General features: G+C 45.8%; 24 protein-coding genes and 1 pseudogene. 10 read left to right on the top strand and 15 right to left on the bottom strand.

The window, feature by feature from the left end; genetic code table 11:
• Positions 1-236: 236 nt before the first annotated feature.
• Positions 237-601: pseudogene (locus AC3CIC_RS06935) on the top strand (transposase); the annotation flags it as partial.
• Positions 602-610: 9 nt separating this feature from the next.
• Here the strand turns inward: AC3CIC_RS06935 and AC3CIC_RS06930 are convergent.
• The 8 genes from AC3CIC_RS06930 to AC3CIC_RS06895 form a co-directional block, all read right to left on the bottom strand.
• A protein-coding gene (locus tag AC3CIC_RS06930; protein ID WP_488514316.1) for an IS3 family transposase occupies positions 611-1773 on the bottom strand; the annotation gives its coding sequence in 2 pieces (ribosomal slippage) (positions 611-1518 and positions 1518-1773; 1164 coding nt in all).
• Between the two features lie 124 nt (positions 1774-1897).
• Positions 1898-2224 (bottom strand): hypothetical protein, encoded by a 327-nt coding sequence (locus AC3CIC_RS06925; RefSeq protein WP_488515721.1) that lies wholly within the window; start codon positions 2222-2224, stop codon positions 1898-1900.
• 387 nt (positions 2225-2611) lie between these two features.
• Positions 2612-2821, bottom strand: coding sequence for a hypothetical protein (locus AC3CIC_RS06920; protein WP_488515720.1), 210 nt, complete (start codon positions 2819-2821; stop codon positions 2612-2614).
• A 566-nt stretch (positions 2822-3387) separates the two neighbouring features.
• Positions 3388-3804 (bottom strand): GNAT family N-acetyltransferase, encoded by a 417-nt coding sequence (locus AC3CIC_RS06915; protein ID WP_488515885.1) that lies wholly within the window; start codon positions 3802-3804, stop codon positions 3388-3390.
• Positions 3801-4124 carry a hypothetical protein gene (locus tag AC3CIC_RS06910; RefSeq protein ID WP_488515719.1) on the bottom strand — a complete coding sequence of 108 codons (324 nt, stop codon included), beginning with the start codon at positions 4122-4124 and terminating at the stop codon, positions 3801-3803. Before AC3CIC_RS06910 ends, AC3CIC_RS06915 begins: the two co-directional genes overlap by 4 nt.
• A 25-nt stretch (positions 4125-4149) precedes the next feature.
• Positions 4150-4443 carry a hypothetical protein gene (locus tag AC3CIC_RS06905; RefSeq protein ID WP_488515718.1) on the bottom strand — a complete coding sequence of 98 codons (294 nt, stop codon included), beginning with the start codon at positions 4441-4443 and terminating at the stop codon, positions 4150-4152.
• Between the two features lie 142 nt (positions 4444-4585).
• On the bottom strand, positions 4586-5203 hold the full coding sequence (locus tag AC3CIC_RS06900) for a DinB family protein (protein ID WP_488515717.1): 618 nt from the start codon (positions 5201-5203) through the stop codon (positions 4586-4588).
• A 788-nt stretch (positions 5204-5991) separates the two neighbouring features.
• Complete coding sequence (locus tag AC3CIC_RS06895) at positions 5992-6366, bottom strand: VOC family protein (RefSeq protein ID WP_488515716.1); 375 nt, start codon at positions 6364-6366, stop codon at positions 5992-5994.
• 265 nt (positions 6367-6631) lie between these two features.
• On the opposite strand from AC3CIC_RS06895, the gene AC3CIC_RS06890 reads away from it, so the two are divergent.
• Positions 6632-7594 (top strand): integron integrase, encoded by a 963-nt coding sequence (locus tag AC3CIC_RS06890; RefSeq protein ID WP_488515715.1) that lies wholly within the window; start codon positions 6632-6634, stop codon positions 7592-7594.
• Positions 7595-7835: 241 nt separating this feature from the next.
• On the opposite strand, the gene AC3CIC_RS06885 is transcribed toward AC3CIC_RS06890, so the two are convergent.
• Positions 7836-9350 carry a fumarate hydratase gene (locus tag AC3CIC_RS06885; protein WP_488515884.1) on the bottom strand — a complete coding sequence of 505 codons (1515 nt, stop codon included), beginning with the start codon at positions 9348-9350 and terminating at the stop codon, positions 7836-7838.
• A 320-nt stretch (positions 9351-9670) separates the two neighbouring features.
• On the opposite strand from AC3CIC_RS06885, the gene pabB reads away from it, so the two are divergent.
• From pabB to AC3CIC_RS06865, 4 genes are all read left to right on the top strand, one after another.
• Positions 9671-11041, top strand: a complete 1371-nt coding sequence (pabB, locus tag AC3CIC_RS06880) for an aminodeoxychorismate synthase component I (RefSeq protein WP_488515714.1) — start codon at positions 9671-9673, stop codon at positions 11039-11041.
• Positions 11042-11130: 89 nt separating this feature from the next.
• Positions 11131-11826, top strand: a complete 696-nt coding sequence (locus AC3CIC_RS06875; protein ID WP_016958050.1) for a CoA pyrophosphatase — start codon at positions 11131-11133, stop codon at positions 11824-11826.
• A gap of 201 nt (positions 11827-12027) precedes the next feature.
• Positions 12028-13293 (top strand): HAAAP family serine/threonine permease, encoded by a 1266-nt coding sequence (locus tag AC3CIC_RS06870; protein ID WP_016958051.1) that lies wholly within the window; start codon positions 12028-12030, stop codon positions 13291-13293.
• A gap of 194 nt (positions 13294-13487) precedes the next feature.
• The gene (locus AC3CIC_RS06865; RefSeq protein WP_017007571.1) at positions 13488-14849 is read left to right on the top strand and encodes an L-serine ammonia-lyase; all 1362 of its coding nucleotides are present in this window, start codon (positions 13488-13490) and stop codon (positions 14847-14849) included.
• A gap of 176 nt (positions 14850-15025) precedes the next feature.
• Here the strand turns inward: AC3CIC_RS06865 and AC3CIC_RS06860 are convergent, their stop codons facing one another.
• The 3 genes from AC3CIC_RS06860 to nfsA all read right to left on the bottom strand — a co-directional run bounded on the left by AC3CIC_RS06860 (position 15026) and on the right by nfsA (position 18436).
• On the bottom strand, positions 15026-15604 hold the full coding sequence (locus tag AC3CIC_RS06860; protein ID WP_016958053.1) for an RNA polymerase sigma factor: 579 nt from the start codon (positions 15602-15604) through the stop codon (positions 15026-15028).
• A 455-nt stretch (positions 15605-16059) separates the two neighbouring features.
• Positions 16060-17283 carry an L-lactate MFS transporter gene (locus AC3CIC_RS06855; protein WP_016958054.1) on the bottom strand — a complete coding sequence of 408 codons (1224 nt, stop codon included), beginning with the start codon at positions 17281-17283 and terminating at the stop codon, positions 16060-16062.
• Between the two features lie 430 nt (positions 17284-17713).
• The gene (nfsA, locus tag AC3CIC_RS06850; RefSeq protein ID WP_394212090.1) at positions 17714-18436 is read right to left on the bottom strand and encodes an oxygen-insensitive NADPH nitroreductase; all 723 of its coding nucleotides are present in this window, start codon (positions 18434-18436) and stop codon (positions 17714-17716) included.
• Between the two features lie 281 nt (positions 18437-18717).
• Here nfsA and AC3CIC_RS06845 point away from each other — a divergent pair, with 281 nt between their 5' ends.
• From AC3CIC_RS06845 to AC3CIC_RS06830, 4 genes are all read left to right on the top strand, one after another.
• A complete protein-coding gene (locus AC3CIC_RS06845; RefSeq protein ID WP_016958056.1) occupies positions 18718-18981 on the top strand; it encodes a GrxA family glutaredoxin in 264 nt (87 codons plus the stop codon).
• Positions 18982-19242: 261 nt separating this feature from the next.
• Positions 19243-20928 (top strand): aspartate:alanine antiporter, encoded by a 1686-nt coding sequence (locus tag AC3CIC_RS06840; protein WP_026023805.1) that lies wholly within the window; start codon positions 19243-19245, stop codon positions 20926-20928.
• A 191-nt stretch (positions 20929-21119) separates the two neighbouring features.
• On the top strand, positions 21120-21794 hold the full coding sequence (locus tag AC3CIC_RS06835; protein ID WP_394212087.1) for a response regulator: 675 nt from the start codon (positions 21120-21122) through the stop codon (positions 21792-21794).
• Between the two features lie 58 nt (positions 21795-21852).
• Positions 21853-23202, top strand: a complete 1350-nt coding sequence (locus AC3CIC_RS06830) for an ATP-binding protein (protein ID WP_488515713.1) — start codon at positions 21853-21855, stop codon at positions 23200-23202.
• A 118-nt stretch (positions 23203-23320) separates the two neighbouring features.
• On the opposite strand, the gene pgsA is transcribed toward AC3CIC_RS06830, so the two are convergent.
• From pgsA to uvrY, 3 genes are read right to left on the bottom strand one after another with little or no spacing between them, the layout of a single operon-like run.
• Complete coding sequence (pgsA, locus tag AC3CIC_RS06825) at positions 23321-23872, bottom strand: CDP-diacylglycerol--glycerol-3-phosphate 3-phosphatidyltransferase (protein WP_488515712.1); 552 nt, start codon at positions 23870-23872, stop codon at positions 23321-23323.
• A gap of 43 nt (positions 23873-23915) precedes the next feature.
• Positions 23916-25751: an excinuclease ABC subunit UvrC gene (gene uvrC, locus AC3CIC_RS06820; protein ID WP_277814531.1), complete on the bottom strand. Its 1836-nt coding sequence runs from the start codon at positions 25749-25751 to the stop codon at positions 23916-23918.
• Between the two features lie 6 nt (positions 25752-25757).
• Positions 25758-26402: a UvrY/SirA/GacA family response regulator transcription factor gene (uvrY, locus tag AC3CIC_RS06815; protein WP_026023806.1), complete on the bottom strand. Its 645-nt coding sequence runs from the start codon at positions 26400-26402 to the stop codon at positions 25758-25760.
• Positions 26403-26547 lie beyond the last annotated feature (145 nt).

Here is a 26547-nt window from a genome sequence, read left to right as displayed (position 1 = left end):
AGTATAAGATTTATACAACCAAAGTGCAATTTGTACGGAACCAATACGGATTTAATTTTAAGCTGTGTGAATATAACGTTGCGATAACGGGTGCTTACAAAATCACCAAAACTGCTTTAATCCTTTGTATTCAGATACTTTGAAAAGCTTCCGTAGTAACAAGCATCTGTCTACTTCCCCTATGCTGAGACAGTCTAAACTGGAGTTTTCTGCCACAGAAAAAGCAGGAGAGCACCATGAAGAAGTCACGGTTTACTGAATCACAGATTGTCACGATCCTCAAAGAAGCCGACGCAGGCATGAAAGTTGACGATATTTGCCGTCAACATGGCATCAGTAGCGCAACTTATTACAATTGGAAAGCCAAGTATGGTGGGCTTGATGCGTCTGAACTGAAGCGTATCAAGGAACTAGAGGCAGAAAATGCCAAGCTCAAAAAAATGTTTGCCGACGTCAGTTTGGAAAACCATGCCATGAAGGAGCTGTTCGCAAAAAAGGGTTGGTAGTGTGTGAGAAACGAGATTGTACACGCACGTTAGTTGCCGCTGGTCTGAGTGTTCTTCGTGCATGCCGGCTCACGGCACTGGGGCGCGCGAGTTACTTGTAGTGGTCAACTCATTCCGGACAGTAAATTAGGCTGATTTTCAGCTTTCGCAGGTGGAAGACCACCGTTATAACTATGCGGTCTCTTCCAGTTGTAATAGCTCATCAGGTAATGGCTGATATCTTTGGATGCCTCAGCAAAAGATGCATAGCCTGTTGCTGGTATCCATTCAGATTTTAGACTTCTAAATAGCCTTTCCATTGGAGCGTTGTCCCAGCAGTTGCCACGGCGACTCATGCTTTGTGTCATCCGATACCGCCACAGGTGTTGTCGAAACTGGCGACTGCTGTATTGGGAGCCTTGATCCGAATGGAACATCACGCCACTTGGTTTTCCTCGTTGCTCATACGCCATCGACAACGCTTTTGTCACCAATGCCGCATCAGGACTGTCAGACATGGCCCAACCGACAACCCGTCTGCGATACAGATCAATGACAACGGCAAGATAGCACCAACGATGACCCGCCCATATATAGGTAATATCGCCGCACCATACTTGATTTGGGGCGTCGACAGTGAACTGACGATCAAGCTGATTGGGAATATCAGGCCGTTCAACCGTAGCTTGCTTATAGTTATGTGAACCGGGTTGCTTGCTGATGAGTTGTGCCTCTTTCATCAATCGGCGAACCTTGAATCGTCCAATCTTATGTCCGATTTCACACATCATGCCGACCAGAGTGCGACTACCCGCAGAGCTTCTGCTCAGCGTAAACAGTCGGTTGATCTCGCTACGAAGATGCAAACGTTCAGCATCAATATCATGGCGTCGTTGGCAGTGCTCATAGTAAGTCGACGTGGCGATATCGAACACAGTACAGACCAATTCTACCGGTTCTTGCTCTCTCAATTGGTCTATCAGCGCGTACGTTCGAGTTCGTCCGACATCAAGAGAGCAGTAGCCTTTTTTAGAATAGATTTTTCTCGTTCAAGTCGATGGATCCTTGCCTCTAACTCTTGGATTTTCTGCTGCTCTGGCGTTAAGGCTTTGGAAACTGGCGTACTACCGCCGCGCTCTTGTTCAAGTTGTGTGACCCAGCGTCTGAGTCCCGTTTCACCGACGTTTAATGAGCGGCTAGCCTCAGCAATTGAATACCCTTGGTCAAGTACCAAACAGGCTGCTTCTAGTTTAAATTCAGCGGAGAATGAACGACGTTGTCTTGTCATGGAACACCTCTTTCTTTAGTGGTGACTTTACCACCTTAAATGGTGTCCGGGATCATTAAACCACTACAATACTTGTTGAGGAACGAAACAAAGCCAACTGTTTTTGTTCCGTTTAAAGTGCTTGTTAGCTGAAAAACTCCGCAGGATACGAGTCATTTTCAGCATAAAAAATTAAACTATGACAAGCTTCACTATTAGTTGGAAGACAACCTTTGTGATTAGTTGCCCAATCCTCAATGAACTCTTTAACCAGAAAAACTTCTAAAAAGTAATACTTTCCAGGGCAACGAGATTCACAAACTTCAGCTGTTGGTAATTGAAGTTCCTCATCAGTCATTTCAAAAACCACTGCTTGAGAAACAGGATCAAATTTACCGCCAATTTTCTCAACAAAAATTGTGTCTTCATCATCAAATGAATTAATTGATGCAATAACTTCGACTAACTCCATAATACCCTTTGCAGCTAACGTCGCGATAACAGGCGCATATCAAACCGCCCAATATCGCTTAAACCGTTGTATTCACGATGTTTTGAAAAACACCGAACCGAAATTGCGTCCTGTTGATAGCCTTGTTAGCGCAAGATTCGATTGTTCGCGGCTTGCCGCCAACCACCCTTTTGAACAAAAAGAATGACTTAAACACAAACCAAATCACTTGAGTGAACCACCAAGAAAAAGCCCTTTGATTTGAATTCTGCGCTTCAACCGATAAAACAAACACTTTAACCAACAGACGATTTGAAATCTAAAGTCAGACCCATTTAAACCACCTGCTATAAAAAGCAGGTTTAGCTACCAAACTTTGTACCAAGTACATCAAGAAAGAACAGGCAGCTAACGTCGTTTTAAGGGGCGAAAAACATTAGCTTCACGTACAAAAGCCACCATAAACGCCATAAGTTGATATAAAAAAATTTGCGGGAATGTTTTGCGTCCGCCTTGAAAACCTTTGTTATAAAGCTGCCACCCAATCTGTTTGAATAGCCGAACCTCGCCTTCTTCCTTTGCAAGCAGCCCTTGGGATGCTTGGTCTTTTCTGGCCATTGATGGCTTGTTTGCAACACTTTCAATGGTGAGCGGCGATCAAAAACCAAACCGCTTTTTTGTTGAGAAAACCACTGTGGTTTGGCGCTAAAAGTCGCTGCTTACATGTAAGCAAAATTACAGCGTATAACGTCGTTTTAAGGGGCGTAAAACATTAGCTTCACGCAAGAAAGCCACCATAAACGCCATAAGTTGATATAACAAAATTTGCGGGAATGTTTTGCGTCCGCCTTGAAAACCTTTGTTATAAAGCTGCCACCCAAGCTGTTTGACTAGCTACACCTCGCCTTTTTCCTTTGCAAGCAGCCCTTGGGATGCTTGGTCTTTTCTGGTCATTGATGGCTTGTTTGCAACACTTTCAATGGTGAGCGGCGATCCAAAACTAAACCGCTTTTTTGTTGAGAAAACTACTGTGGTTTGGCGCTCAAAGTCGCTGCTTACATGTAAGTAAAATTACAGCGTATAACGTCAGCATAACGGGCGTTTATTAGCACAAATTGATTGAAACGGCTAAATCACCGTTTTTGAAAAATGCGCCACGAGTAAACGTCCCGTTCATGCTCTTGTTATGTAATGATTTTTCGCCCACGATCGAGCACCCAGCAACGCTCATTTCTTGTGTAACCAAGCTGCTCGTAATATTCATTGGCTGTTGGTGCGGCGATTAGGAACAGTTTGCAAGTAGACTGTATTTGCTCTTGCGTTTGAATCTGTAACTGCTTCCCAATACCTAACCTTTGATATTTTTCATCAACCGCTAGATCTGATAAATAGCAACAATAATGGAAATCTGTAACTGAACGGGCAACACCTACCAGCTTACTACTATCCCAAGCAGTGACGATGAGATTGCTATTATCCAGCATCCCTCTAATACAGTTGGTATTTTCTACTGGGCGACGTTCTCCAAGAGTCGTTCGCTTAAGCAGGTCAATAAATAGTTCAGCAGAAATTTGCTGATTAACCTTATACTCAATCTTCAGTGTGACCTCCTTGTCATATAACGTCGTTTTAAGCGGCGAAAAACATTAGCTTCACGCAAAAAAGCCACCGTAAACGCCATAAATTGATATAACAAAATTTGCGGGAATGTTTTGCGTCCGCCTTGAAAACCTTTGTTATAAAGCTGCCACCCAATCTGTTTGAATAGCCGAACCTCGCCTTCTTCCTTTGCAAGCAGCCCTTGGGATGCTTGGTCTTTTCTGGCCATTGATGGCTTGTTTGCAACACTTTCAATGGTGAGCAGCGATCCCAAAACCAAACCGCTTTTTTGTTGAGAAAACCACTGTGGTCTGGCGCTCAAAGTCGCTGCTTACATGTAAGTAAAATTACAGCGTATAACGTCGTTTTAAGCGGCGAAAAACATTAGCTTCATGCAAGAAAGCCACCGTAAACGCCATAAGTTGATATAACAAAATTTGCGGAGATGTTTTGCGTCCGCCTTGAAAACCTTTGTTATAAAGCTGCCACCCAATCTGTTTGAATAGCCGAACCTCGCCTTTTGCCTTTGCAAGCAGCCCTTGGGATGCTTGGTCTTTTCTGGCCATTGATGGCTTGTTTGCAACACTTTCAATGGTGAGCGGCGATCCAAAACCAAACCGCTTTTTTGTTGAGAAAACCACTGTGGTTTGGCGCTCAAAGTCGCTGCTTACGTGTAAGTAAAATTGCAGCGTATAACGCCCACTTAAGCGGACAAAAATTGTTGGCTATACTTGTTGAGGAACGAAACAAAGCCAACTGTTTTTGTTCCGTTTAAAGTGCTTGTTATGCTGACATTTCGGGGATATCAAACAAAAAATCTGTAGCCCCAATGTCATACCCCATTTGATTTAATAACGTTGAAACTTGGCCTCTATGATGAGTTTGATGGTTAAATAAATGGCTAACCAATTCGCCAAAGTTACGCGAACTTTTAATGCCTGCTGTATTTGAATACTCTAGGTTACGATTAAAGTCAGACACATCTATATCTATATTTAGCCAATTTATTACAGCTGAATCCACCACTTTCCTAGCTTCTTTATATAACTGTAAATCTGGGTATAAAACATCACTTAGACTATGGGGCTTAGGTAATTCGGTGACACATTTAAGTGATATGTAACTTTCAGAGTGAAGACTAAAACGAGATAACCAGATAATATCACCGACAAGAATATGATTTAACGTACCAATGATAGATTTGAAATACGCACCTTTATTTTCAGTTAAATCTATGGGATTTAGACTTTCAACAACGCTTAATATTTGATTGTTCATTCTGTCATTATACTTAGCCATCATTTGAAAGTGATTCTCAACGTACATATTTACTCCAATCGTTTGTTCAGCATAACGTCGTTTTAAGCGGCGTAAAACATTAGCTTCACGCAAAAAAGCCACCGTAAACGCCATAAATTGATATAACAAAATTTGCGGGAATGTTTTGCGTCCGCCTTGAAAACCTTTGTTATAAAGCTGCCACCCAATCTGTTTGAATAGCCGAACCTCGCCTTCTTACTTTGCAAGCAGCCCTTGGGATGCTTGGTCTTTTCTGGTCATTGATGGCTTGTTTGCAACACTTTCAATGGTGAGCGGCGATCCAAAACCAAACCGCTTTTTTGTTGAGAAAACCACTGTGGTTTGGTGCTCAAAGTCGCTGCTTACATGTAAGCAAAATTACAGCGTATAACGTCGCGATAACAGGCGCATATCAAACCGCCCAATACCACTTAAACCATTGTATTCACGATATTTTGAAAAACACCGAACCGAAATTGCGTCCTGTTGATAGCCTTGTTAGCGCAAGACTCGATTGTGCGCGGCTTGCCGCCAACCACCCTTTTGAACAAGAAAAATGACTTAAACACAAAGCAAATGACTTAAGCGAACCACCAAGAAAAAGCCCTTTGATTTGAATTCTGCGCTTCAACCGATAAAACAAACACTTTAACCAACAGACGATTTGAAATGTAAAGTCAGACTCATTTAAACCACCTGCTATGAAAAGCCGGTTTAGCTACCAAATTTCGTACCAAGTACATCAAGAAAGAACAGGCAGCTAACGCCTGCATAACACGTTTGCTACGATACAGACCTAGCTGAATTTTACTGCCTTAATCACTGAAACTAAAGGCAAACTGACAACGCCGAGTGTAGCAAATCGTGTTGATGCATTTGTTATATGCGTTCTAAAATTGATTAAAAACAGCTTCTATTTTGTTGCAATCTAAATCCAGAACATAGGCTGCATAATAACCTTCACCATATTCAGGTCTTAAATTAGGCTTACCAGAACAAGTAGCTCCATTTTCAATTGCTACCTTATAGAAATTATCGACGGCTTCAGTATTTGAGGCATTAAAGGCGACATGAGAGCCATTACCATTAGTCGGACTATTTTCACAAGGACAACCAATCCAAAATTCAAAGCTATCACCATAAGCTGCTGCAATTCCATCAATATAATGGGAGCGTTTTATTGATAGCGTTTCAAATACCGCATCATAAAATGCCACTGCCGCTACTACGTCTTTTGTACCAATAGAAATATGATTAATGATCACGTCAATCTCCTTATTAATTTTTAATCCTTTCAAGCATATAACATTTTAATAGACATCAAAGTGGTGCATTTAAACACCCCAACATGTCCCATAATAACGGATGCCCACTTTTTCTTAGTGAGCAACATATTGTTTTCAAAAACCTTATCGCGCACATCTCAAAGTTCGCAAGAGGAAACACCCCAATACGGCGTCGGTGAATATTATGCACCGTCATTAGCTAAACTGGATGCATTCACAGTATCCAAAAGGCAGTAAAACAACAATGACGTCCCCCTTTCTTCAAATGATAAGCGAGAAAATGTATGTTCAACGCTACGCGAAGCGGACCATACAAGCGTACCTTCATTGGATCTCAACTTACATCCGGTTTCATCAAATGCGTCACCCTTCAACAATGGGCGATAAAGAAGTCGAAGAGTTCCTCAATGATCTCGTTAACATAAAAGATGTTGCGGCAAACACCCAAGCACTGGCACTAAACGCCTTGGTCTTTCTTTACAAAGACATCCTTGATAGTCCGCTATCTCTTAAGCTGAATTTCGTATCAAGCCAAAAAAAGCAAAAGCTTCCTGAAGTGCTCACCCAGAGTGAAATAAAAAGGTTCTTAGAATACTGCCCGACAAAGCATCATCTTGCCTGCTCGCTCATGTACGGCAGTGGGCTACGCCTAATGGAAACCGTACGTCTACGTGTTAAACATGTTGATTTTGATTTTCGCTGCATCAAGGTTATCGACGGCAAAGGCGGTAAAAACCGAGTAGTGACACTCGCCCCCGAGCTATTCAATGCCCTTCGAGCCCAAATTCAACAAGTCGATTATGTGTTGAACCTAGATAATAACAATCCGCGTTTCTCCGGCGTATGGATGCCACACAGGCTTCGAGAAAAATACCAAACCCAATCCCGAGCATTGCCATGGCAATACCTGTTCCCGTCCCAAAATCTCAGCGAAGACCCTGAAAGTGGTCTCGTTCGCCGCCATCACATTGACGAAAAGCAGGTGCAACGAGCCGTACGAACAACCACAAAATTGGCCGACATACAAAAGCACGTCACGCCACACACGTTAAGGCATTCATTCGCGACGCACTTACTGCAATCAGGGGCAGATATTCGCACTGTCCAAGCCCAACTAGGTCATTCTGATGTGCGAACCACACAAATCTATACGCATATTCTACAGAACGGTGCGCAGGGTGTGACCAGCCCACTCTCTCGTATATAGCCCTATATTTTGCCACGCTACCGCCCCTGAATAGACCTTCAGTAATGGGTAGTTAGACAATGTAATAATGTTATCGCCATGTGAGTAAGAATGGAGCACAGGGAAGTATTTTTGCAGGGGAGGTCTTAAATATGAGGCACACTGTTAAATGTTGACTCAGTAAGCCTTTGCATTGACAGGTAATGATTATAGAAAGAAGCCGCAACACTCGCTGCGGCTTTGACACTAAATATTGATGGCGTTAACCGTCCATTTCGGCGATTTTTACTTTCCATGTATCCGGGCCAATTTGGTGCGCGTTGTCTCCGCGCGAATCAACCGCCACGGTCACTGGCATGTCTTCCACGTCAAACTCGTAAATGGCTTCCATTCCCAAGTCTTCAAACGCGACTACGCGCGCTTTTTTGATTGCCTTAGCAACCAAATAAGCCGCACCACCAACTGCCATCAAATACACCGCTTTATGCTGCTTGATAGATTCAACCGTCGCGGGGCCGCGCTCGGCTTTACCGATCATGCCCATTAGGCCAGTGTCACCTAGCATCATCTCGGTGAACTTATCCATGCGCGTTGAGGTTGTTGGGCCTGCAGGGCCTACCGCTTCGTCGCCCACAGCATCAACAGGACCAACGTAATAGATGAAGCGACCGTTGAAGTCCACACCTTCTGGCAGGCCTTCACCGTTGTTCAACATTTCTTGAATACGTTTATGCGCGGCATCGCGACCGGTTAAGATCTTGCCAGACAGAAGCACAGTTTCGCCGGTTTTCCACTCTTGGATGTCATCTTTGGTGATATTGTCTAGGTTCACACGACGAACATTTTCGCCCACTTCCCACGTCACTTCTGGCCATTCTTCTAGCTTTGGTGGCACCAATTCCGCAGGGCCTGAGCCGTCAAGGGTGAAATGCACGTGGCGCGTTGCCGCACAGTTCGGTATCAAACAAACGGGTTTAGACGCCGCATGGGTCGGGGCGGTTTTGATCTTCACATCAACCACGGTGGTCAAGCCACCAAGGCCTTGTGCGCCAATACCGAGTCGATTTACACGGTCAAAAATATCTAAACGAAGTTCTTCTTCCGCATTTTGCGGGCCGCGATCGATAAGCTCTTGAATGTCGATGTGTTCCATCAACGATTCTTTCGCCATTACTGCCGCTTTCTCAGCCGTACCGCCAATGCCTATACCCAGCATACCCGGTGGACACCAACCCGCCCCCATGGTTGGCAGCGTTTTTTCTACCCACGCCGCTACATCGTCAGAAGGGTTCAGCATTACCATTTTGGTTTTGTTTTCTGAACCGCCGCCCTTGGCTGCAATTTGAATTTCTACCGTGTTACCTGGCACCATATTGATGTGCACAACCGCTGGCGTATTGTCTTTGGTATTAAGACGTTTACCTGCAGGGTCAGCAACCACAGACGCACGCAGAGGGTTATCGGAATTGTTGTAAGCGCGGCGTACACCTTCATCGACCATTTGCTGCACGGTCATGTCGCCTTCCCACTGAACATTCATACCAATGTTCACGAAACACGTTACGATGCCGGTGTCCTGACAAATAGGACGTTTTCCTTCAGCGGACATACGCGAGTTGATTAGAATTTGCGCGATGGCGTCTTTAGCTGCTTGGCTTTGCTCTTTGTTGTAGGCCTTTTCAAGGGCTTGAACAAAATCGATAGGGTGATAGTAAGAAATATACTGCAGGGCGTCAGCGACACTGTCGATAACGTCTTCCTTACGAATGACGGTCATAGTTGCCTCTTTCATTGTTATGATTCCTTGGCGCTGTCTGCTCGCTTATTGGTGCGGGCTAAACAGAGCTTCCAGTAAAGCGTTCTTATAGTCAAAGCGTAGGCCGCTTTTGGGGGAGCGACCTAACTGTATCTTTGTATGTGTCAAACACATGATAGACAGGCATCATGCCCGAAACCGTTCGTGTGTTTTGCTTTCCACGTTGTGCTAAATGCAAAAACTGCCTGTTGGCGGCTTGAGTATAAACCCCGCGAATATGATACTCTTACGACCCAATCAGCGCCAATTGACGCATCAATGCCGATCACAAAAACACGAAAATGACAGAATCCAGACGAACGCCTATCTCTTTGCAGTTTCTTGAGTACTCTCCGTCAGCGCTCACGTCCTTATTTTCTCGAATCGAACATTTGCCTTGGGCCATGCTGCTGCAATCTGCTGCGCAGTCACACCCCGACAATCGATTCGACATTCTCGTTGCCGATCCCATTGCCACTTTGTGCAACGAAAACGGCATTAACCTAATTCGCTATCGTGATGGACGAACATCTGCCAGCGAGACAGATCCGTTTGAAGAACTTCACGCACTGCAAACAGCACTGCTTCCGAAACTTGACCATATCGCCCCTTGGCCTTTCTTAGGCGGCGCGTTAGGGTATTTCAGTTACGATTTAGGGCGTCAGGTCGAAACACTGCCAGCATTGGCCATGCGGGACATCGATATCCCCGATCTAGCAATCGGCATTTATGATTGGGCGATCATTGCTGATCATCAGGAAAAGAAAATGGTTGTCATTCAGCCTGAAGGTGAGCAGCGTTTGGTTTGGCTGAATAAACAATGTGCGCCTGAGCAACAAGACTTTACGCTTGAAGGGCAATGGCAAGCGAACATGACGCCGCAAAGCTATACCGAGAAGTTCAATTGCGTACAGGCATACCTCACATCCGGGGACTGCTATCAAATTAACTTAGCACAACGTTTTGAAGCCTCTTATCTTGGCAGCGAATGGGAAGCGTATCAGCGTCTTGCCCACATTAATGGGGCGCCATTTTCTGGGTTTATGCGCATGGAAGACTGCACCATTCTTTCTGTGTCGCCAGAACGTTTCTTGCAACTGCATGACCAAGCCATCGAAACCAAACCGATTAAAGGCACACGTCCTCGAAGCGACGACCTAAAAGTAGATGCAGATAACATCCACTGCTTACAACATGCAGAGAAAGATCGCGCAGAAAACCTGATGATCGTCGACCTGCTTCGTAATGATATTGGCCGTGTTGCCTCGCCAGGTTCAGTAAATGTGCCTAAACTTTTTAATATTGAGACATTCCCAGCCGTTCACCACATGGTCAGTACAGTAACGGGAACGCTCTCGAAAGGAAAACATGCCACGGATTTGCTCCGCGCGTGCTTCCCTGGCGGTTCCATTACCGGCGCACCAAAGGTCAGAGCAATGGAAATCATTGAAGAACTCGAACCTCACCGTCGAAGCATTTATTGTGGCAGCATGGGATATATCAGCCGTTGCGGCACGATGGACACAAGCATCACGATTCGCACGCTTGTTTGCCATAAACAACGTATCTATGCATGGGCAGGCGGTGGCGTTGTTGCAGACAGTGAAGCCGCATCGGAATATCAAGAAACATTAGACAAACTCAGCAAAATCCTGCCGACCTTGTCTAAGTAAAATAGCTTTCGTCAGTATGGTCTTCCCATACGTAGCCTTCATACACAGTATTGGCAAACACAGTCTTAGCAAGCACCTAGGAAGTACGCATGGAAAATGCAGCAAGGATGAACAGCACAATCACGTTGAATCAATCTGCTATTTTGGCGCCTCAGACGCGCCAAAGCCCCATGCGCCCCCTTTCTCGAAACTGGCTGGTTCAACGCTTTAGCCTCAGCCCCAGCCACAATTACGACGAGCGCGTGATACAACGCGCTACCGACGCCATGAAACGCCAGGTAGGGAGTGAGTTACGCCCTGCAGCCGTGATGATTGCGCTGGCAGAGAGAAACGGTGAATTGCATGTCTTGCTAACCAAGCGCGCCACGCATTTGAAGCATCACCCCGGCCAAATTAGTTTCCCTGGCGGCAAAGTCGAAAATTCAGACCAAGACATCGTTGAAACGGCGATCAGAGAAATGGAAGAAGAGATCGGTGTCTGCACAAATCGCGATGATCTTCTCGGCTGTTTGGCGTCATTACCTACCGTCAGTGGGTATCTCGTCACACCGGTTATCGCTTTTGTTGATCCTTCTTACACCCCCGTCATCGATTCCAACGAAGTCGATACGCTCTTTGAAGTACCACTCGCTCAGTTTTTGAGACGAAAAGCCATTCGCAAGCAACCCTTCCTCGTTCGCGGGAATACCTACGATATCTATGCCATGAGTTACCAAGAACACCTGATTTGGGGGGTCACCGCACAAATCCTTCATGCGCTCAGTCGGCAACTTTCTCTAAACTAATTTTGATTTAATCAATTATTTTTAGTGTGTTTAAACATAGTTTTTAAACCATAAAAATTGACGAAGGGGTTAGATCAATTAAATTCGTTGCACGAATTATTATTGCTACAAAAAGTGATCTTCATCACTTTATCGTATGCAAAAATGTAAATAATACGCATCAGATTCAGATCCGTTCCGTATTATTTTGGTGACTAATTGATGAATACTCACTCCACCGTAACTTCCAGCGCAGACAAAATGAAGTGGTCAGCGCAAGACACAACTTGGATGCTATCGCTGTTCGGAACAGCTGTAGGTGCAGGTATCCTCTTTCTTCCAATCAATGCAGGCTTAAACGGATTCTGGCCGCTGGTTGCTCTAGCTGTTCTGGTAGGTCCTATGACTTATCTGGCTCACCGTGGTTTGGCACGTTTTGTACTGTCATCTAAAAAACCAGGTAGCGACATTACTGAAGTTGTTGAAGAGCACTTCGGCGCGACAGCGGGTAAACTCATCACTTTGCTATACTTTTTCGCGATTTACCCAATCGTTCTGATTTACGGCGTTGGTATTACCAACACCGTTGACTCTTTCATGGTTAACCAGCTAGGCATGGAATCACTTCCACGCGCTGTACTTTCAATTGTTCTTATCCTTGGCATGATGTCTGTCATGCTGGCGGGTGAGAAACTGATGTTGAAAGTGACTCAGTTCTTGGTTTACCCGCTAGTGACCATCCTACTGTTCATGTCTGTTTACCTTATCCCTGATTGGAACATGTCTGCACTGCAGCAAGTGCCTTCAGCCGGTGACTTCATGACCACCATCTGGATTTCTATTCCTGTATTGGTCTTCGCGTTTAACCACAGCCCTGCAATTTCTGCATTCTCTATGGCACAAACGCGCAACTACGGTGACGACGCAGAACGTAAAGCGAAACAAATCCTGATTCGCACGTCTGGTATGTTGCTTGGCTTCGTTATGTTGTTCGTGTTCTCTTGCGTACTAAGCCTAACGCCTGCTGACCTTGCAGAAGCAAAAGCTCAAAACTTGGCGGTTCTGTCTTACCTTGCGAACAAGCACGACAGCCCATTCATTTCTTACTTGGGTCCTGTTGTTGCGTTCGTTGCTATCGTCTCTTCTTTCTTCGGTCACTACATGGGTGCACGTGAAGGTCTGAACGGTCTCATCATCAAGCAACTGCGTTCACGCAACAAAACAGTTAACTTGAAGAAAATCGACATGTTCACCGTGACGTTCGTTATCATCACTAGCTGGATTGTAGCAACCATCAACCCAAGCATTCTGGGCATGATCGAGTCACTGGGTGGCCCAATCATCGCAACGATTCTGTTCATCATGCCGATGTACGCAATCAAGAAAGTACCCGCGATGCAAAAGTACGGTGGTAAGGCGAGCAACATCTTCGTCACCTTCATGGGTCTAGTAGCAATTTCAGCGATTATGTACAGTTTCGTATCGTAATAAATCGTGTAGAATAGCCACGAATTATAGAGCAGGATGCTTTTCACGCATCTTGCTCTTTTTGCTTTCTAAATCAGTAACCCCAGACTTCTCCTACGGTACTGATTTACGTCGCCTCCATGGATGGATAAACGAAAAACTAAATCCAAATGTTCGCTTTATGTAAAACGCGGGCATTGACTGAGGTATGACTAATGATCAGCGTTTTTGACATCTTCAAGATAGGTGTAGGCCCTTCAAGCTCTCACACTGTCGGCCCAATGAAAGCCGGCAAATCTTTCATCGACGATTTGCGTAGCAAAGAAATGCTCCGTGACACAACCAAAATCACCGTTGATGTCTATGGCTCACTCTCTCTTACAGGTAAAGGCCACCATACCGATGTCGCGATCATCATGGGTTTGGCGGGTAACACCCCTGAACATGTAGATATCGATAGCATTCCGGGCTTTATCGCACGTGTTGAAGAAACCGAACGTATGCCGGTTGGCATGCATTGCCATACGGTGGATTTCCCACGTAATGGTGGCATGAACTTCCACAACACCAATTTGCCATTGCACGAAAACGGCATGCAAATTCATGCGTGGAACGGCGAAGAGAAAATCTACACCAAAACGTATTACTCTATCGGCGGTGGTTTCATCGTTGATGAAGAAAACTTCGGCAAAGAAGACGCCAACAAAATCAAAGTCCCTTACGATTTCAACAGCGCTGAAGAACTGCTGAGTCATTGTAAAGAAACCGGATTGTCGATCAGTGCCGTTGTCATGGCTAACATGCACGCCATGCACTCTGAAGAAGAGATCCAAACCTATTTCGGTAACATTTGGCGCACCATGCGCGAGTGTTTAGATCGCGGCATGAGCAACGAAGGTGTTCTACCTGGCCCACTGCGCGTTCCACGTCGAGCTGCAGCGTTGCGTCAACAGCTTATCTCGTCTGAGAAATTCTCAAACGATCCGATGGCAGTGATCGACTGGGTAAACATGTTCGCGTTTGCGGTTAACGAAGAAAACGCAGCGGGCGGTCGCGTAGTCACAGCACCAACAAACGGCGCATGTGGCATCATCCCTGCGGTTTTGGCGTACTACGACAAGTTCATCCAGAACGTTGGCCCACGTGAATATATTCGCTACTTTGCAGTAACTGGCGCGATTGGTGGCCTTTACAAGCAAAACGCGTCTATTTCAGGTGCGGAAGTTGGTTGTCAGGGTGAAGTGGGTGTTGCTTGTTCTATGGCTGCAGCCGGTCTTGCTGAACTGATGGGCGGTAGCGCACAACAGGTGTGTATTGCTGCTGAAATCGGCATGGAACACAACCTTGGTCTAACGTGTGACCCTGTCGCTGGCCAAGTACAAGTGCCTTGTATCGAGCGCAACGGCATTGCTGCAATGAAAGCGATCAACTCAACGCGTATGGCGCTTCGCCGTTCGTCTGAGCCTCGTGTTTCTTTGGACAAGGTTATTGAGACCATGCTGGAAACCGGCAAAGACATGAACGCGAAATACCGCGAAACGTCTCAAGGCGGTCTAGCCATTAAAGTGATTTGCTAACACTCTCAGATCTGCCAACGCGCGTATTGCTAGGCTGAATGAAACAAGAAAACCGCCAATTTGGCGGTTTTCTTTTATTAATGGTAAACGTTTAATGTCTCTCGCTTTATATACCTGAGTGACCTCGATATACAGAATCACCCGCATGTTGAGGTTACTCGGGTATAAATCTACTATCACGCAATCGCGAGCAGCCCCTCTTCTCTCACCACATGTTTCTCAGCCGCATCAATCGCTCGGTATAAACGCATTTTCGTTGCGCTTAACCCCAGCCCCAATACATTGCTGATCTCTTCCAACGACAAGTCATGCTCAAACCGGAGCACAAGAATTTCCTGCGCCGTTTTCGCTAACGATTTCACCGTATGTGAAATGCCATCTTCTGTTGTGACCGGACATTTTTCTTCACTGCCCGCTTCTTCTTGTGTCTCGTCGGAGACAAAGCGCTGTGCATGAGTAGCGCGCTTTTTTAAATAGCTTCTGCACTGGTTGTCTGCAATTGCATATAGCCAGCTTCTGAATGCTGCTTCGCCGCGGTAGGCATGGATGTAGCGGTAACTCCGCACTAAGGTTTCCTGCAATACGTCATCCGCATCATAAGGACACCCCAACCAAGCCATGCATCGACGATGTAATGGTGACAAATAGCAAGCGACCAGCTGGTCAAAGTAATTGCGGGCTAAGGGATGCCCCGCCTGAATCTTGTCTATTTGTTCACGCTCACTGTTCACACAGGTTGAATCCACTGAATGCATGTTAATACCCTCCTGGTATTCGGTGGTGAACACAACCTAGCCAATGCGGGATCAACAATCAAACGCTGTTTTCTATTCAGGCGTATCTAAAAAAACATACAAAAAACCGACAGGTCTAACCACCCTTAATGAACACTGTTTTATTTTCAGTGACTTACTGATGTCTATATAGAACGGTGTTCAATTACACTAAAGAATGTAGGTATTTATCATGTCTCATTAATTCTCATGGGTGGAACACAATATTAGAATCGAACACTGGTCAGACCATAAATTCAACCCTTCTAAATACTGACAAAATGCTGGAAATGGGGAGAAAGCATAAGAAAAAGGTTAGAGGGGACAATCAAGTGTTGAGGGGGAAAGACGCGAAGTTCTTGGTCAATGAGACATTCTTCAGGCATTAAAAAACCCGCTCAATGAGCGGGTTCTTCGAAACGTATTAACGTCTGCCGTTACGCGGCAACTTGCTGTTCTTGTGTTTCCGTCGCTTTCACTGGTTTAGTGATAACTGACAGAACAACCGCAACACCCAGCATAACGGCACAAACAGTGTAAGCCATCACGTAGTTACCGGTCATGTCTACTGCAGTTGCAGCAACAACAGGACCAATGAAGCCACTCACACCCCAAGCGGTGTAAAGCACGCCATAGTTACCACCGTAGTTTTTCAAACCGTAGTAATCAGCAGTGATAGATGGGAATACCGCCAGAAGCGTACCGTAACCAACACCGGCAACAGCAGCGCCAACCATCAGGGTGAACTCAGTGTTGTAGGTTGCAAACATCATCATGTTGATGCCTTGCATGATGAACGCCAGCATCAGGGTTTTTAGACCGCCGATTTTGTCAGACAAGATACCTGCTGCAACACGGCCACCAGAGTTAAAGATAGCCAGAACAACAACCAGGAAGGCGACTTGCGTCAAATCAGATTGGTTGATCGCGATAGAGGTAATGTTACCAATGACCATCAGACCCGCAGAAGACGCCAATGCGTACATCAGCCACAGTGAGTAAAACTGTGGCGTCTTAACCATCTCACGCCAACCTACGTTCATATCACCCGCGCCTTTCTTAGCCACGTAGCCAGCAGGTGCTTCTGGGGTGTAATCCGCAGGTGGGTTGTTAATAGTGCAAGCCAATGGCACAGCAAGAACCAAAATACCCACACCGAGGATCAAGAAACTGGTGTTAACACCGTAGTTAGTGATCAGAGTCGATGTCAGTGGCGCAAGGTAAACCGCAGCCAAACCAAAACCCGCAGCAATCAGGCCATTAACCAGACCTTTCTTCGAAGGGTGGAACCACTTCATTGCAGCAGGAGCAAGACACGCGTAACCGAAGCCGATACCACAACCTGTGATAACACCAAAGCTCAGCAGTAGCGTCATTGGCGTGGTAGCAAAGCTAGAAACGATCATGCCGATACCAACCATAACAACACCCAAGATCAACACTTTACGTGGACCCATACGGTCTTGAAGGTTACCCGCTACCAACAAAGAAATGGCGAAACAGATGGTTGCAACGGTGTAAGGCATTGATGCATCGGCGTTTGACCAACCCTGCTCTACCAAAGACTGTTTGAAAACAGACCATGCGTACAGAATACCAATACACATATTGATAAAGAAACCGGCAGCAAGAACGCCCGTAGCTTTGTTCAGTTTTTTCATGTTACAACTCAATAAAATCACGACTAAAAGGTGTCGCTGGAAAAACCCAAGTTCCAAGACCTAACTGCGTCACCTATAACAACAACCAAACCGTGTTAACGCTATGACTAATAAAGACATACGGCTAAAAATGGTTCAATTCCATAAATTATTTTTGGCATTTCTCAAATCGAGTGAGAACAACCAAAGCGCGCGGAGTCTATCAGGGATTCATAACGTGATCAAAATCTACTTTTATTTAACGCGAAAAAAGATTTTAGAATGATGAAGAAGTAGACAATAAATGTAACATATACAGCTTTACTACGATGCGCAAAACAAACACAAGCCATTGTTTTAATAAAATTAATATGCAAAATATTTTGTTACACCCTGACACATGTTAATGCCATTCGCACATAAAGTTACCGTATCGTAACAAGCAAAATGACTACTTAACGGCGAAGCCTTTACTGTGTAAAAAATCACGCATAAATGGGCGTGATTCTTTGTCCAACGTAGCTGAAATCTGTTCACTCCAGCTCATCGTTCTATTGCCACCAGTGCGCGTTGAATAGTATTCACGAACCACGTCGTCGTATTCGGCTAAGCGTGTTTTATCCATCGGCTGATATTTATCTTCGTGGACCATCAAATCAACAGGCAAACGGGGTTTAACTTCTGGGTCTTGCGCCGGATAACCTAAACACAAACCAAACAAAGGGACGACTTGTTCAGGAAGTTTAAGAAGATCACTGACTTTGTCAGGATTATTACGAAGCCCACCAATATATACGCCTCCCAACCCCATCGACTCTGCAGCAACCAATGCATTTTGCGCCATTAGCGCAGCATCCACCGCCCCGATTAACATTTGCTCCGCAAATCCGACTTTGGCATCCGGCTTTATCTGTAAGTGGCGATTGTAATCCGCACAGAAAACAAAGAATTCAGCCGCCTCCATCACATAGGCTTGATTGCCCGCATACTGAGCAAGCAAGCGACGTTTCTCTTTATCTACGACTCGAATGATGCTGGTGCACTGAATGAAACTCGATGTCGATGCTGCACGCGCACAGTCAATAATCGTGCAACGCTGTTCATCTGAAATTGGCGTGCTCTCAAATTGACGAATCGAACGATGGGCTAAAAGCGTCTCTATGGCAGCATTCATGTTCTCATCCTTATCATTAGGGTCGGTATTATTCTAATCCGGTTCGGTCCTTACTATACCCAAACACGCAACCTCAAGATGCTTGTTTACGTATACCTGCGTGTTTCTCGCCATCGAACGGTCAAAATTTCATTGATAGCTTTCTCCGATTGGAATAAAAGTTAAAACCTTCTTTTATCTTACAATCGCATCAGGCATAGTTTGCACAAGTCAGATGATGAAGCCGCATGGATGTGTTTGGCACCATCACTAAAAGTTTATAAATAATAGGATCGTAGATTATGTTCGTAGTTATTTTTGGTCGTCCTGGTTGCCCATTCTGTGTGCGCGCGAAAGATCTGGCAGACAAATTGAAAGAAGAACGTGATGATTTCAACTACCGCTATGTTGATATCCACGCGGAAGGCATCAGCAAGGCCGACCTAGAGCAAACCGTCGGTAAGCCTGTTGATACAGTGCCACAGATTTTCGTAGACCAAGATCACGTCGGCGGCTTTACTGAGTTCGAAGCCTACGCAAAAGCAAACCTAGGCTTGTACGACTAATCAATCGACACGCTTCTGGCTGAGCAACCTCAAAATGCTCCGCTATATCGCTTTCAAAAGCCAGCCACGCGCTGGCTTTTTGTTGTTCAAAATCAGCAAAATAGCCACACACATCTTTCACCTCACACTATTCTGTTCAAATTCTGACAAGCACCTGAAATAAAATGCCATTTTTCTCACAACTTTAAATTACATTTGATGGCAAATGCGTATAATGCCCGCCAAGAAATCCCCCTTCCTCCCGCTGCGGATAATGGTTCAGTGAACATAGACGTCAACAACCTGCTCGTTCAAAACGATATACTCCTCCTATTCGTCGTACTGGCGATTGGCCTTGGTATCGGAAAAATCCGAATCGGTAGCTTTCAATTTGGAAACTCTATTGGCGTGCTGGTCACCGCACTTAGCTTTGGGCATGCAGGTTTCTCTTTTAGCCCTGAAGCACTGAATATCGGCTTTATGCTGTTTATCTTTTGCGTGGGCATTGAAGCGGGGCCGAACTTTTTCGGGATCTTCTTCCGTGACGGTAAATCCTATTTAGTCCTCGCTCTGACGGTATTGATCGCGTCGGTAGGCATCACCTTATTGATGCGTTATCAATTCGGTTTAGACAGCAGTATCGCAACAGGCATGATGGCAGGGGCGTTGACAGCAACACCCGTTTTAGTTGGCGCAAAAGACGCACTGAATGCGGGACTTGCAGGGGTAAATTACTCACCGCAAGAAATAGCCGCCATGATTGATAACCTAAGTGTTGGCTATGCCTTGGCCTATTTGGTGGGTTTGGTTAGCCTCATCGTGCTTGCCAACCTAATGCCGAAATTGCAAAAAGAAAACCTCGAACATTCTGCGCAACAAATCGCCATGGAACGTGGTTTGGGGGGCTCGTCACAGCGTAAAGTCTATTTGCCTATTATTCGCGCCTACCGTGTCGGCCCCGAACTCATTAACTGGGTCGATGGGCGTAACTTGCGTGAACTCGGTATTTACCGCCAAACAGGTTGTTACATCGAACGCATTCGCCGCAATGGCATATTGGCCAACCCTGATGGTGATGCCATTTTGCAAGAAGGTGACGAAATCGCGCTAGTGGGCTACCCCGATAGCCACGCACGTCTTGATCCTTCTTTCCGAAACGGCAAAGAGGTATTCGACCGCGACTTGCTCGACCTACGCGTAGTGGAAGAAGAGATTGTGGTGAAAAATGACGCCATCATCGGCAAGCGCCTGTCAGATCTGAATCTGTCAGAATACGGCTGCTTCTTAAACCGTGTCGTACGCGCACAAATTGAAATGCCCATGGACCACAATATTTTGCTATCAAAAGGTGATGTATTGCAGGTCAGTGGAGAAAAACGACGCGTACTGGGTTTAGCGGAGCGAATCGGCTTTATCTCTATTCATAGCCAGGTTTCGGACATGCTGGCGTTCTGCTCGTTTTTCATATTCGGTTTGATTTTTGGTCTAGTCACGATGACTTTCGGCCAAATGACACTAGGTCTGGGTAATGCGTCAGGCTTACTTATCGCAGGTATTTTGCTTGGCTTCCTTCGTGCCAACCACCCAACCTTTGGTTATGTGCCGCAAGGTGCAATCAACATGGTGAAAGAGCTTGGCCTGATGACCTTCATGGTCGGCGTGGGCCTAAGCGCGGGTGGCAACCTTTGGGAATACCTCCAACAAATGGGTTTCACCATTATGTTAGGCGCATTGGCCATCAGTGTTATTCCAGTGATTCTCGCCTATCTTGTAGGCGCCTATATCCTAAAAATGAACCGTGCTTTGTTGTTCGGGGCGATCATCGGTGCGCGTACCTGCGCACCTGCGATGGACATGATCAACCAACATGCTCGCAGTACCATTCCTGCACTAGGCTATGCTGGAACTTATGCCATTGCGAACGTTCTACTGACATTTGCAGGTACCCTGCTGGTCATACTCACCTAATTCGCTCGCATTCTCAGCCTGCGAGTCAGCTCAGATTCAGCGAACAGCGTTACACTGTTCGCTGGGTCGGCTATCAATTCTCACGCATTTCCCTGCTGACCCTTAATCTGTTGCCAAATATAGCTCTAGAGCAAAACGACGAACGGCATTGCCATGCTTCGTTTTGCCGCGAATAAAAAAGGTGCCTCGTTATGCGAATCCTGATTGTCGAAGATGACCCCTTGTTGAGTCATCACCTGAAAACAGAACTGCAAGAGCTTGGCAATCAAGCACATTGCGCCGCTACTGCCACCGAAGGCCTCTATATGGCCAAGGACTATCCGAACGATATTGCGATTGTCGACCTAGGTTTACCTGACCGTGATGGTGTTAGTCTCATCAAAGACATTCGCCATGCAGGTATTCGTATGCCCATTCTCGTGCTCACCGCTCGTGCTAACTGGCAAGACAAAGTCTCTGCATTGGATGCAGGTGGTGACGACTATTTGGTTAAACCATTCCAAAAAGAAGAACTGGTTGCTCGCTTGAACGCCCTCGTTCGTCGCAGCGCAGGCTTTATCAAACCGGAAATCAAAGCAGATAAAATCGTGGTGGATCTACTGGCAAAGAAAGTGACCGTCGACAACAATCCACTCGACTTGACGGCCTTCGAATATGATTTACTCGAATATCTTGTCCGCCATAACCGTCAAGTGGTTTCTAAGCAGCGACTGCTTGACGTGCTTTATCAAGATCAGGAAGGCGACCCAAATACCATTGAAGTCATGATGAGTCGTTTGCGCAAGAAGCTAACACAAGCAGGACAAGACAACCCCATTTCCACCATTCGTGGTCAAGGGTACATTTTTGAAGTGCAGGTCAACTAACCGTTACACAACATAAAGCGGCGCGTGTTAAACAAACATATTGAGGATACTCGGATATATGGCCACCAAAATAACACCACCGATCCATAAACGGGTCATTTCTACGTCAATCGCTATTATTCTGGTGTTTTCTGTGGCGTTTGGATTGTTGCTCAATCAGCTCTACATCAATAGCTATATTGCGATCTATTCCGCCGATTTAGTCTCCGCCGTCCCTAATATTTTTAGTGAATTACGACGAGATAGAATTTTAGATCTCGATAAAGACGATCCATCAGATACGTTGTTAGCAAAGGATGCTAACTCAAATTATCTTGCATTTATCTGCGAAAAAGACAAACGCATGTTCTGGATGTCATCGGAAGCGAAACGCGACGGCATGGGCGATATCTGCGCCCAGATCCCTTATGAAATGGGTGAGCCCGATCTTATCACCTATCGCGACAAGCCTTATGTGGTCCATTTCATCTCAGATGCAACCTACAACGACAGCAAACACTTCTTTTTACTGCGGGAAGTCTCGACACAACTTAACAGCTTGTCAGCGCTAAAACGTAAAACTTGGCTTTATGTTGCCTTGCTGTTTATAGGTGCAACGGGTTTACTTTATGCGGCATCCTACTGGAGCTTCAGCCCACTGCGTAAACTCGCTGATGAACTCAATGAAATTGCAGAGTCTCGACGGGAAAAACTCAACCAAGATTACCCCTCTGAACTTGAAGACGTCACTGAAGCGCTAAACCGAATGATCACACTTCGCAAAGAGCAAACGCTTCGTTATCGCCATGCCATGGATGATCTTGCACACAGTTTAAAAAGTCGCCTAGCGGCTACCAATGCGCTTTTGGATGACTCTACACTAGCGCGTGATGTGATGAGTAAACGCATCGTCGAACAAGTCAGCCAAATGGATGACATGGTGCAGTATCAACTAAAACGTGCCTTGTTAGGTCAACAAGGTCTCGTGCGAGAAAGTACTTTATTACAACCTCAAGTTGATAGCCTGACGGGCATGTTCATCAAAATCTATAATGACAAATCTGTCACTGTTACTACTGAGTTTACAGGGTTACCTTCCCTGCCACTGAACAAAGACGATCTGACTGAATTACTGGGTAACTTATTGGAGAATGCATTTCGATATTGCATCAGCCAAGTTCGTATTCGAACGATGGAAACCTCTGACAGTTATCTGCTAATCATCGAAGATGATGGCCCTGGCGTAGCTGATGCGTTCCGCGATTCCATCTTTCAGCGCGGCGTGCGTGCTGATCAATTGAATCCAGGCACAGGTATTGGTCTTGCCGTGTGTGATGACATTGTCCAAAGCTACGAAGGCTCAATCACTGTCAGCACATCAGATCTTCAAGGCGCCGCATTTGCTCTGTCGTTTCCAAAGCATCATTAATATGGACCGAGATAGTCTGCTTTACGTTCTAGGTTCTAGTCGCTAGCTTCATACAAAAAAAGGCCGCATCATCATGCGGCCTTTCTTATTGAATCTCGGTTTAGTTCTAAATGCGCTGTTAATCTGCGTTCACTAGATCATCTTTCGCCGCCAGTAAATACTGATACATCGACCAATACGTCAAACCCGTTGCAACATACAGTGCTGCGTAACCAATATAGGTAATGATTTCATTGTCATGCCAAAGCAGCATCGTCAGCGCAAACATTTGAGCTGCTGTCTTGAATTTACCCACCCACGAAACTGCAACGCTAGCGCGTTTACCCAGCTCTGCCATCCATTCTCGCAATGCTGAAATGATCACTTCTCGCGCAATCATAGTCGCAGCAGGAATTGTCACCCAGAACGAATGGTAATGCTCTGCAATAAGGACCAATGCAATCGCCACCATCACCTTGTCTGCAACAGGGTCAAGAAACGCACCAAACCGCGTGGTTTGGTTGAGCGTTCTCGCCAGAAAGCCATCAAGCCAATCAGTGAAGCCCGCGATAACAAAAATAAGTGCAGCAGCAAACGCCGACCACTCATAGGGTAAGTAAAACGCGACAACAAAAACGGGAATTAATGCGATGCGTAGTAGAGTCAGGATAATGGGGATATTCAGTCGCATACTTGTAATAATTTGTGAGTGTCGGCGTTATGGTGCTTGAAAGTCACTGCTGTTGCAATGAGGAATGAATTTTCTCTGCCAAAACTCGGCTAATTCCTGGCACTTTGGCTATTTCTTCAACAGATGCACGCTTAAGTTCCTGAATTCCGCCCAAGTATTTGAGCAAAGCTTGTCGACGCTTCGGCCCAACACCTTCGATTTCTTGCAACACACTGCTTTTTCGCACTTTCGCGCGCTTGGCTCTGTGCCCAGAAATCGCATGGTTATGACTTTCGTCGCGAATATGCTGAATCAGGTGCAGTGCGGGCGAATCCGATGGCATAGAAAACTCTTCGCCGCTAACTTTTATCAACGTCTCGAGCCCAGGGCGGCGTGTGGTGCCTTTTGCGACCCCTAACAGTAGCGGATGCCTTGGCCAATCATCTAGAAGCGGTCTAACGACCTCCCACGCTTTATTCAGTTGCCCTTTACCACCATCAATAAGAATGATATCTGGGATTTTGTCAGGATCGGTTTGCTTACTGTAACGACGCTCAAGCACCTGCGCCATAGCAGCGTAATCATCGCCACCCGTGATGCCGGTGATGTTATAACGACGATATTCTGGTTTTACTGGGCCGTCTTGATTAAATACTACGCAAGATGCCACTGTCTGCTCACCCATGGTGTGGCTGATATCAAAACATTCCATCCGTTTGATCGGTTCAAGATCTAGCGCATCCGCCAGCACGGAGAAACGATTATGTATCGTCATCTTCTGGTTGATCTTAGTCGTTAACGCCGTGGCGGCATTGGTTTGTGCTAGCTTCAAAAAACGTGCGCGCGCACCTCGAGGCTTGCTCTGCAAATGCACTTTTCGACCTGCGATCTCCGACAAGGCAGTGGCAAGGGATTCTATCTCGTCACCTAAATCCTGCCCTATCAAAATGCTGGTAGGAATAGTGCGCCCTTCTGCTTGATTAAAATAAAACTGACTAACGAAACTCGACACCAGTTCATTGATATCAGTATTGGCGGGCATTTTCGGAAAATAGCTACGGCTACCAAGCACTTTACCTTGGCGCAAAAACAACACGTGGATACACGCAATGCCATTCTCAATAGACACGCCAATCGCATCCAAGTCATCTTCACTGTTTTGAGAAACAAATTGTTGTTCCTGAACACGACGAAGCGCCTGAATTTGATCTCGGTATTGGGCGGCTTTTTCAAACGCCAACTCTTTGCTGGCCAGCTCCATTTTTTCCACCAGCGTAGAGAAAACCTGTTGGTCTTTGCCTTGCAAAAATAAGCGCGTGAAGTTGACCAACTCTGCGTAGTCGTCATCGGAAATAATGCCACTCACGCAAGGTCCTGCACATCGCCCAATTTGATACATCAAGCAAGGTCGTGAACGGTTGGCATACACCGAGTCTTCACATTGGCGAACAGGAAATATTTTCTGGAGAAGATAAAGACTTTGTCTTACGGCACCCGCATCAGGGAACGGACCAAAATATTCACCTTTTCGCTTTTTCGCACCACGGTGAATCGACAAGCGAGGATGCTTGCTGGCAGACAGGAAAATATAGGGATATGACTTATCATCACGCAGCAATACGTTGTAGCGCGGTAAGTGCTGCTTGATAAGATTATGCTCAAGAATGAGCGCTTCGGTTTCGCTGTGAGTGATCGTCACTTCTACATTGGTGATGTTTTTCACCAATGCACGCGTTTTCTCCCCCACCACATTTGTGCGAAAGTAGCTAGAAAGTCGCTTTTTCAGCGACTTTGCTTTACCGACGTAAATGATCTCTCCGGAAGCGTCCATCATGCGATAGACGCCCGGTTTGTCAGAGACGGTTTTTAAGAAATTTTTGGCATCAAACACAGCGAACAGTTTTGGTTAGAGAGCTTCTGTGTCTAGCATACCATGGCGAATTGCCAAATGGGTCAGTTCAACATCACCATTAATCGCTAACTTGCTGAACAAGCGGTACCGGTAGCTGTTAACTGTTTTAGGGCTAAGGTTCAATTGCTCAGAAATATCTGTCACCTTCTGCCCTTTCGTAATCATCATCATAATCTGCAGCTCGCGCTCAGAAAGATTCTTAAAAGGGTTCTCTGCATCCGGTGTAAATTGACTCAACGCCATTTGTTGTGCGATTTCTGGTGAAATATAGCGTTGACCGCTATTCACCGCGCGTATCGCATTCACCATTTCGTTCGCCCCCGCCCCTTTGGTCAGGTAACCTGCGGCACCGGCCTGCATGACTTTGGTCGGAAATGGATTTTCTGTATGAATAGTAAGAACAATAATCTTCACATCGGGGTTATAACGCAGAAGCTTTCGTGTCGCTTCTAAACCTCCAATACCAGGCATGTTCATGTCCATCAAGATAATGTCTGCATGATTACTACGACACCACTTGACTGCTTCCTCACCGCTTTCGGCTTCCCCTACCACTTTTACACCACGTTCATCTTCGAGAAGACGACGTATCCCTGTGCGAACCAGCTCGTGATCATCTACAAGGAAAACACTAATCAAGCTTGTTTCTCCACTATGATTTTGGTTCGCCATGCGTCAGTATGACGCTCGACTTTGTGCTGCATCTTACTTGAGTTTAACCTAACAATAAAAGACCGAACAGATTGATTATGTGCAAGAGAGCATGTTTTTGGATCCAATGAGT

This window comes from Enterovibrio sp. QJM3NY_24 (assembly GCF_057786035.1).
The sequence above is the reverse complement of the archived record's forward strand: the minus strand, read 5'-3'. Positions and strand labels throughout refer to the sequence as shown.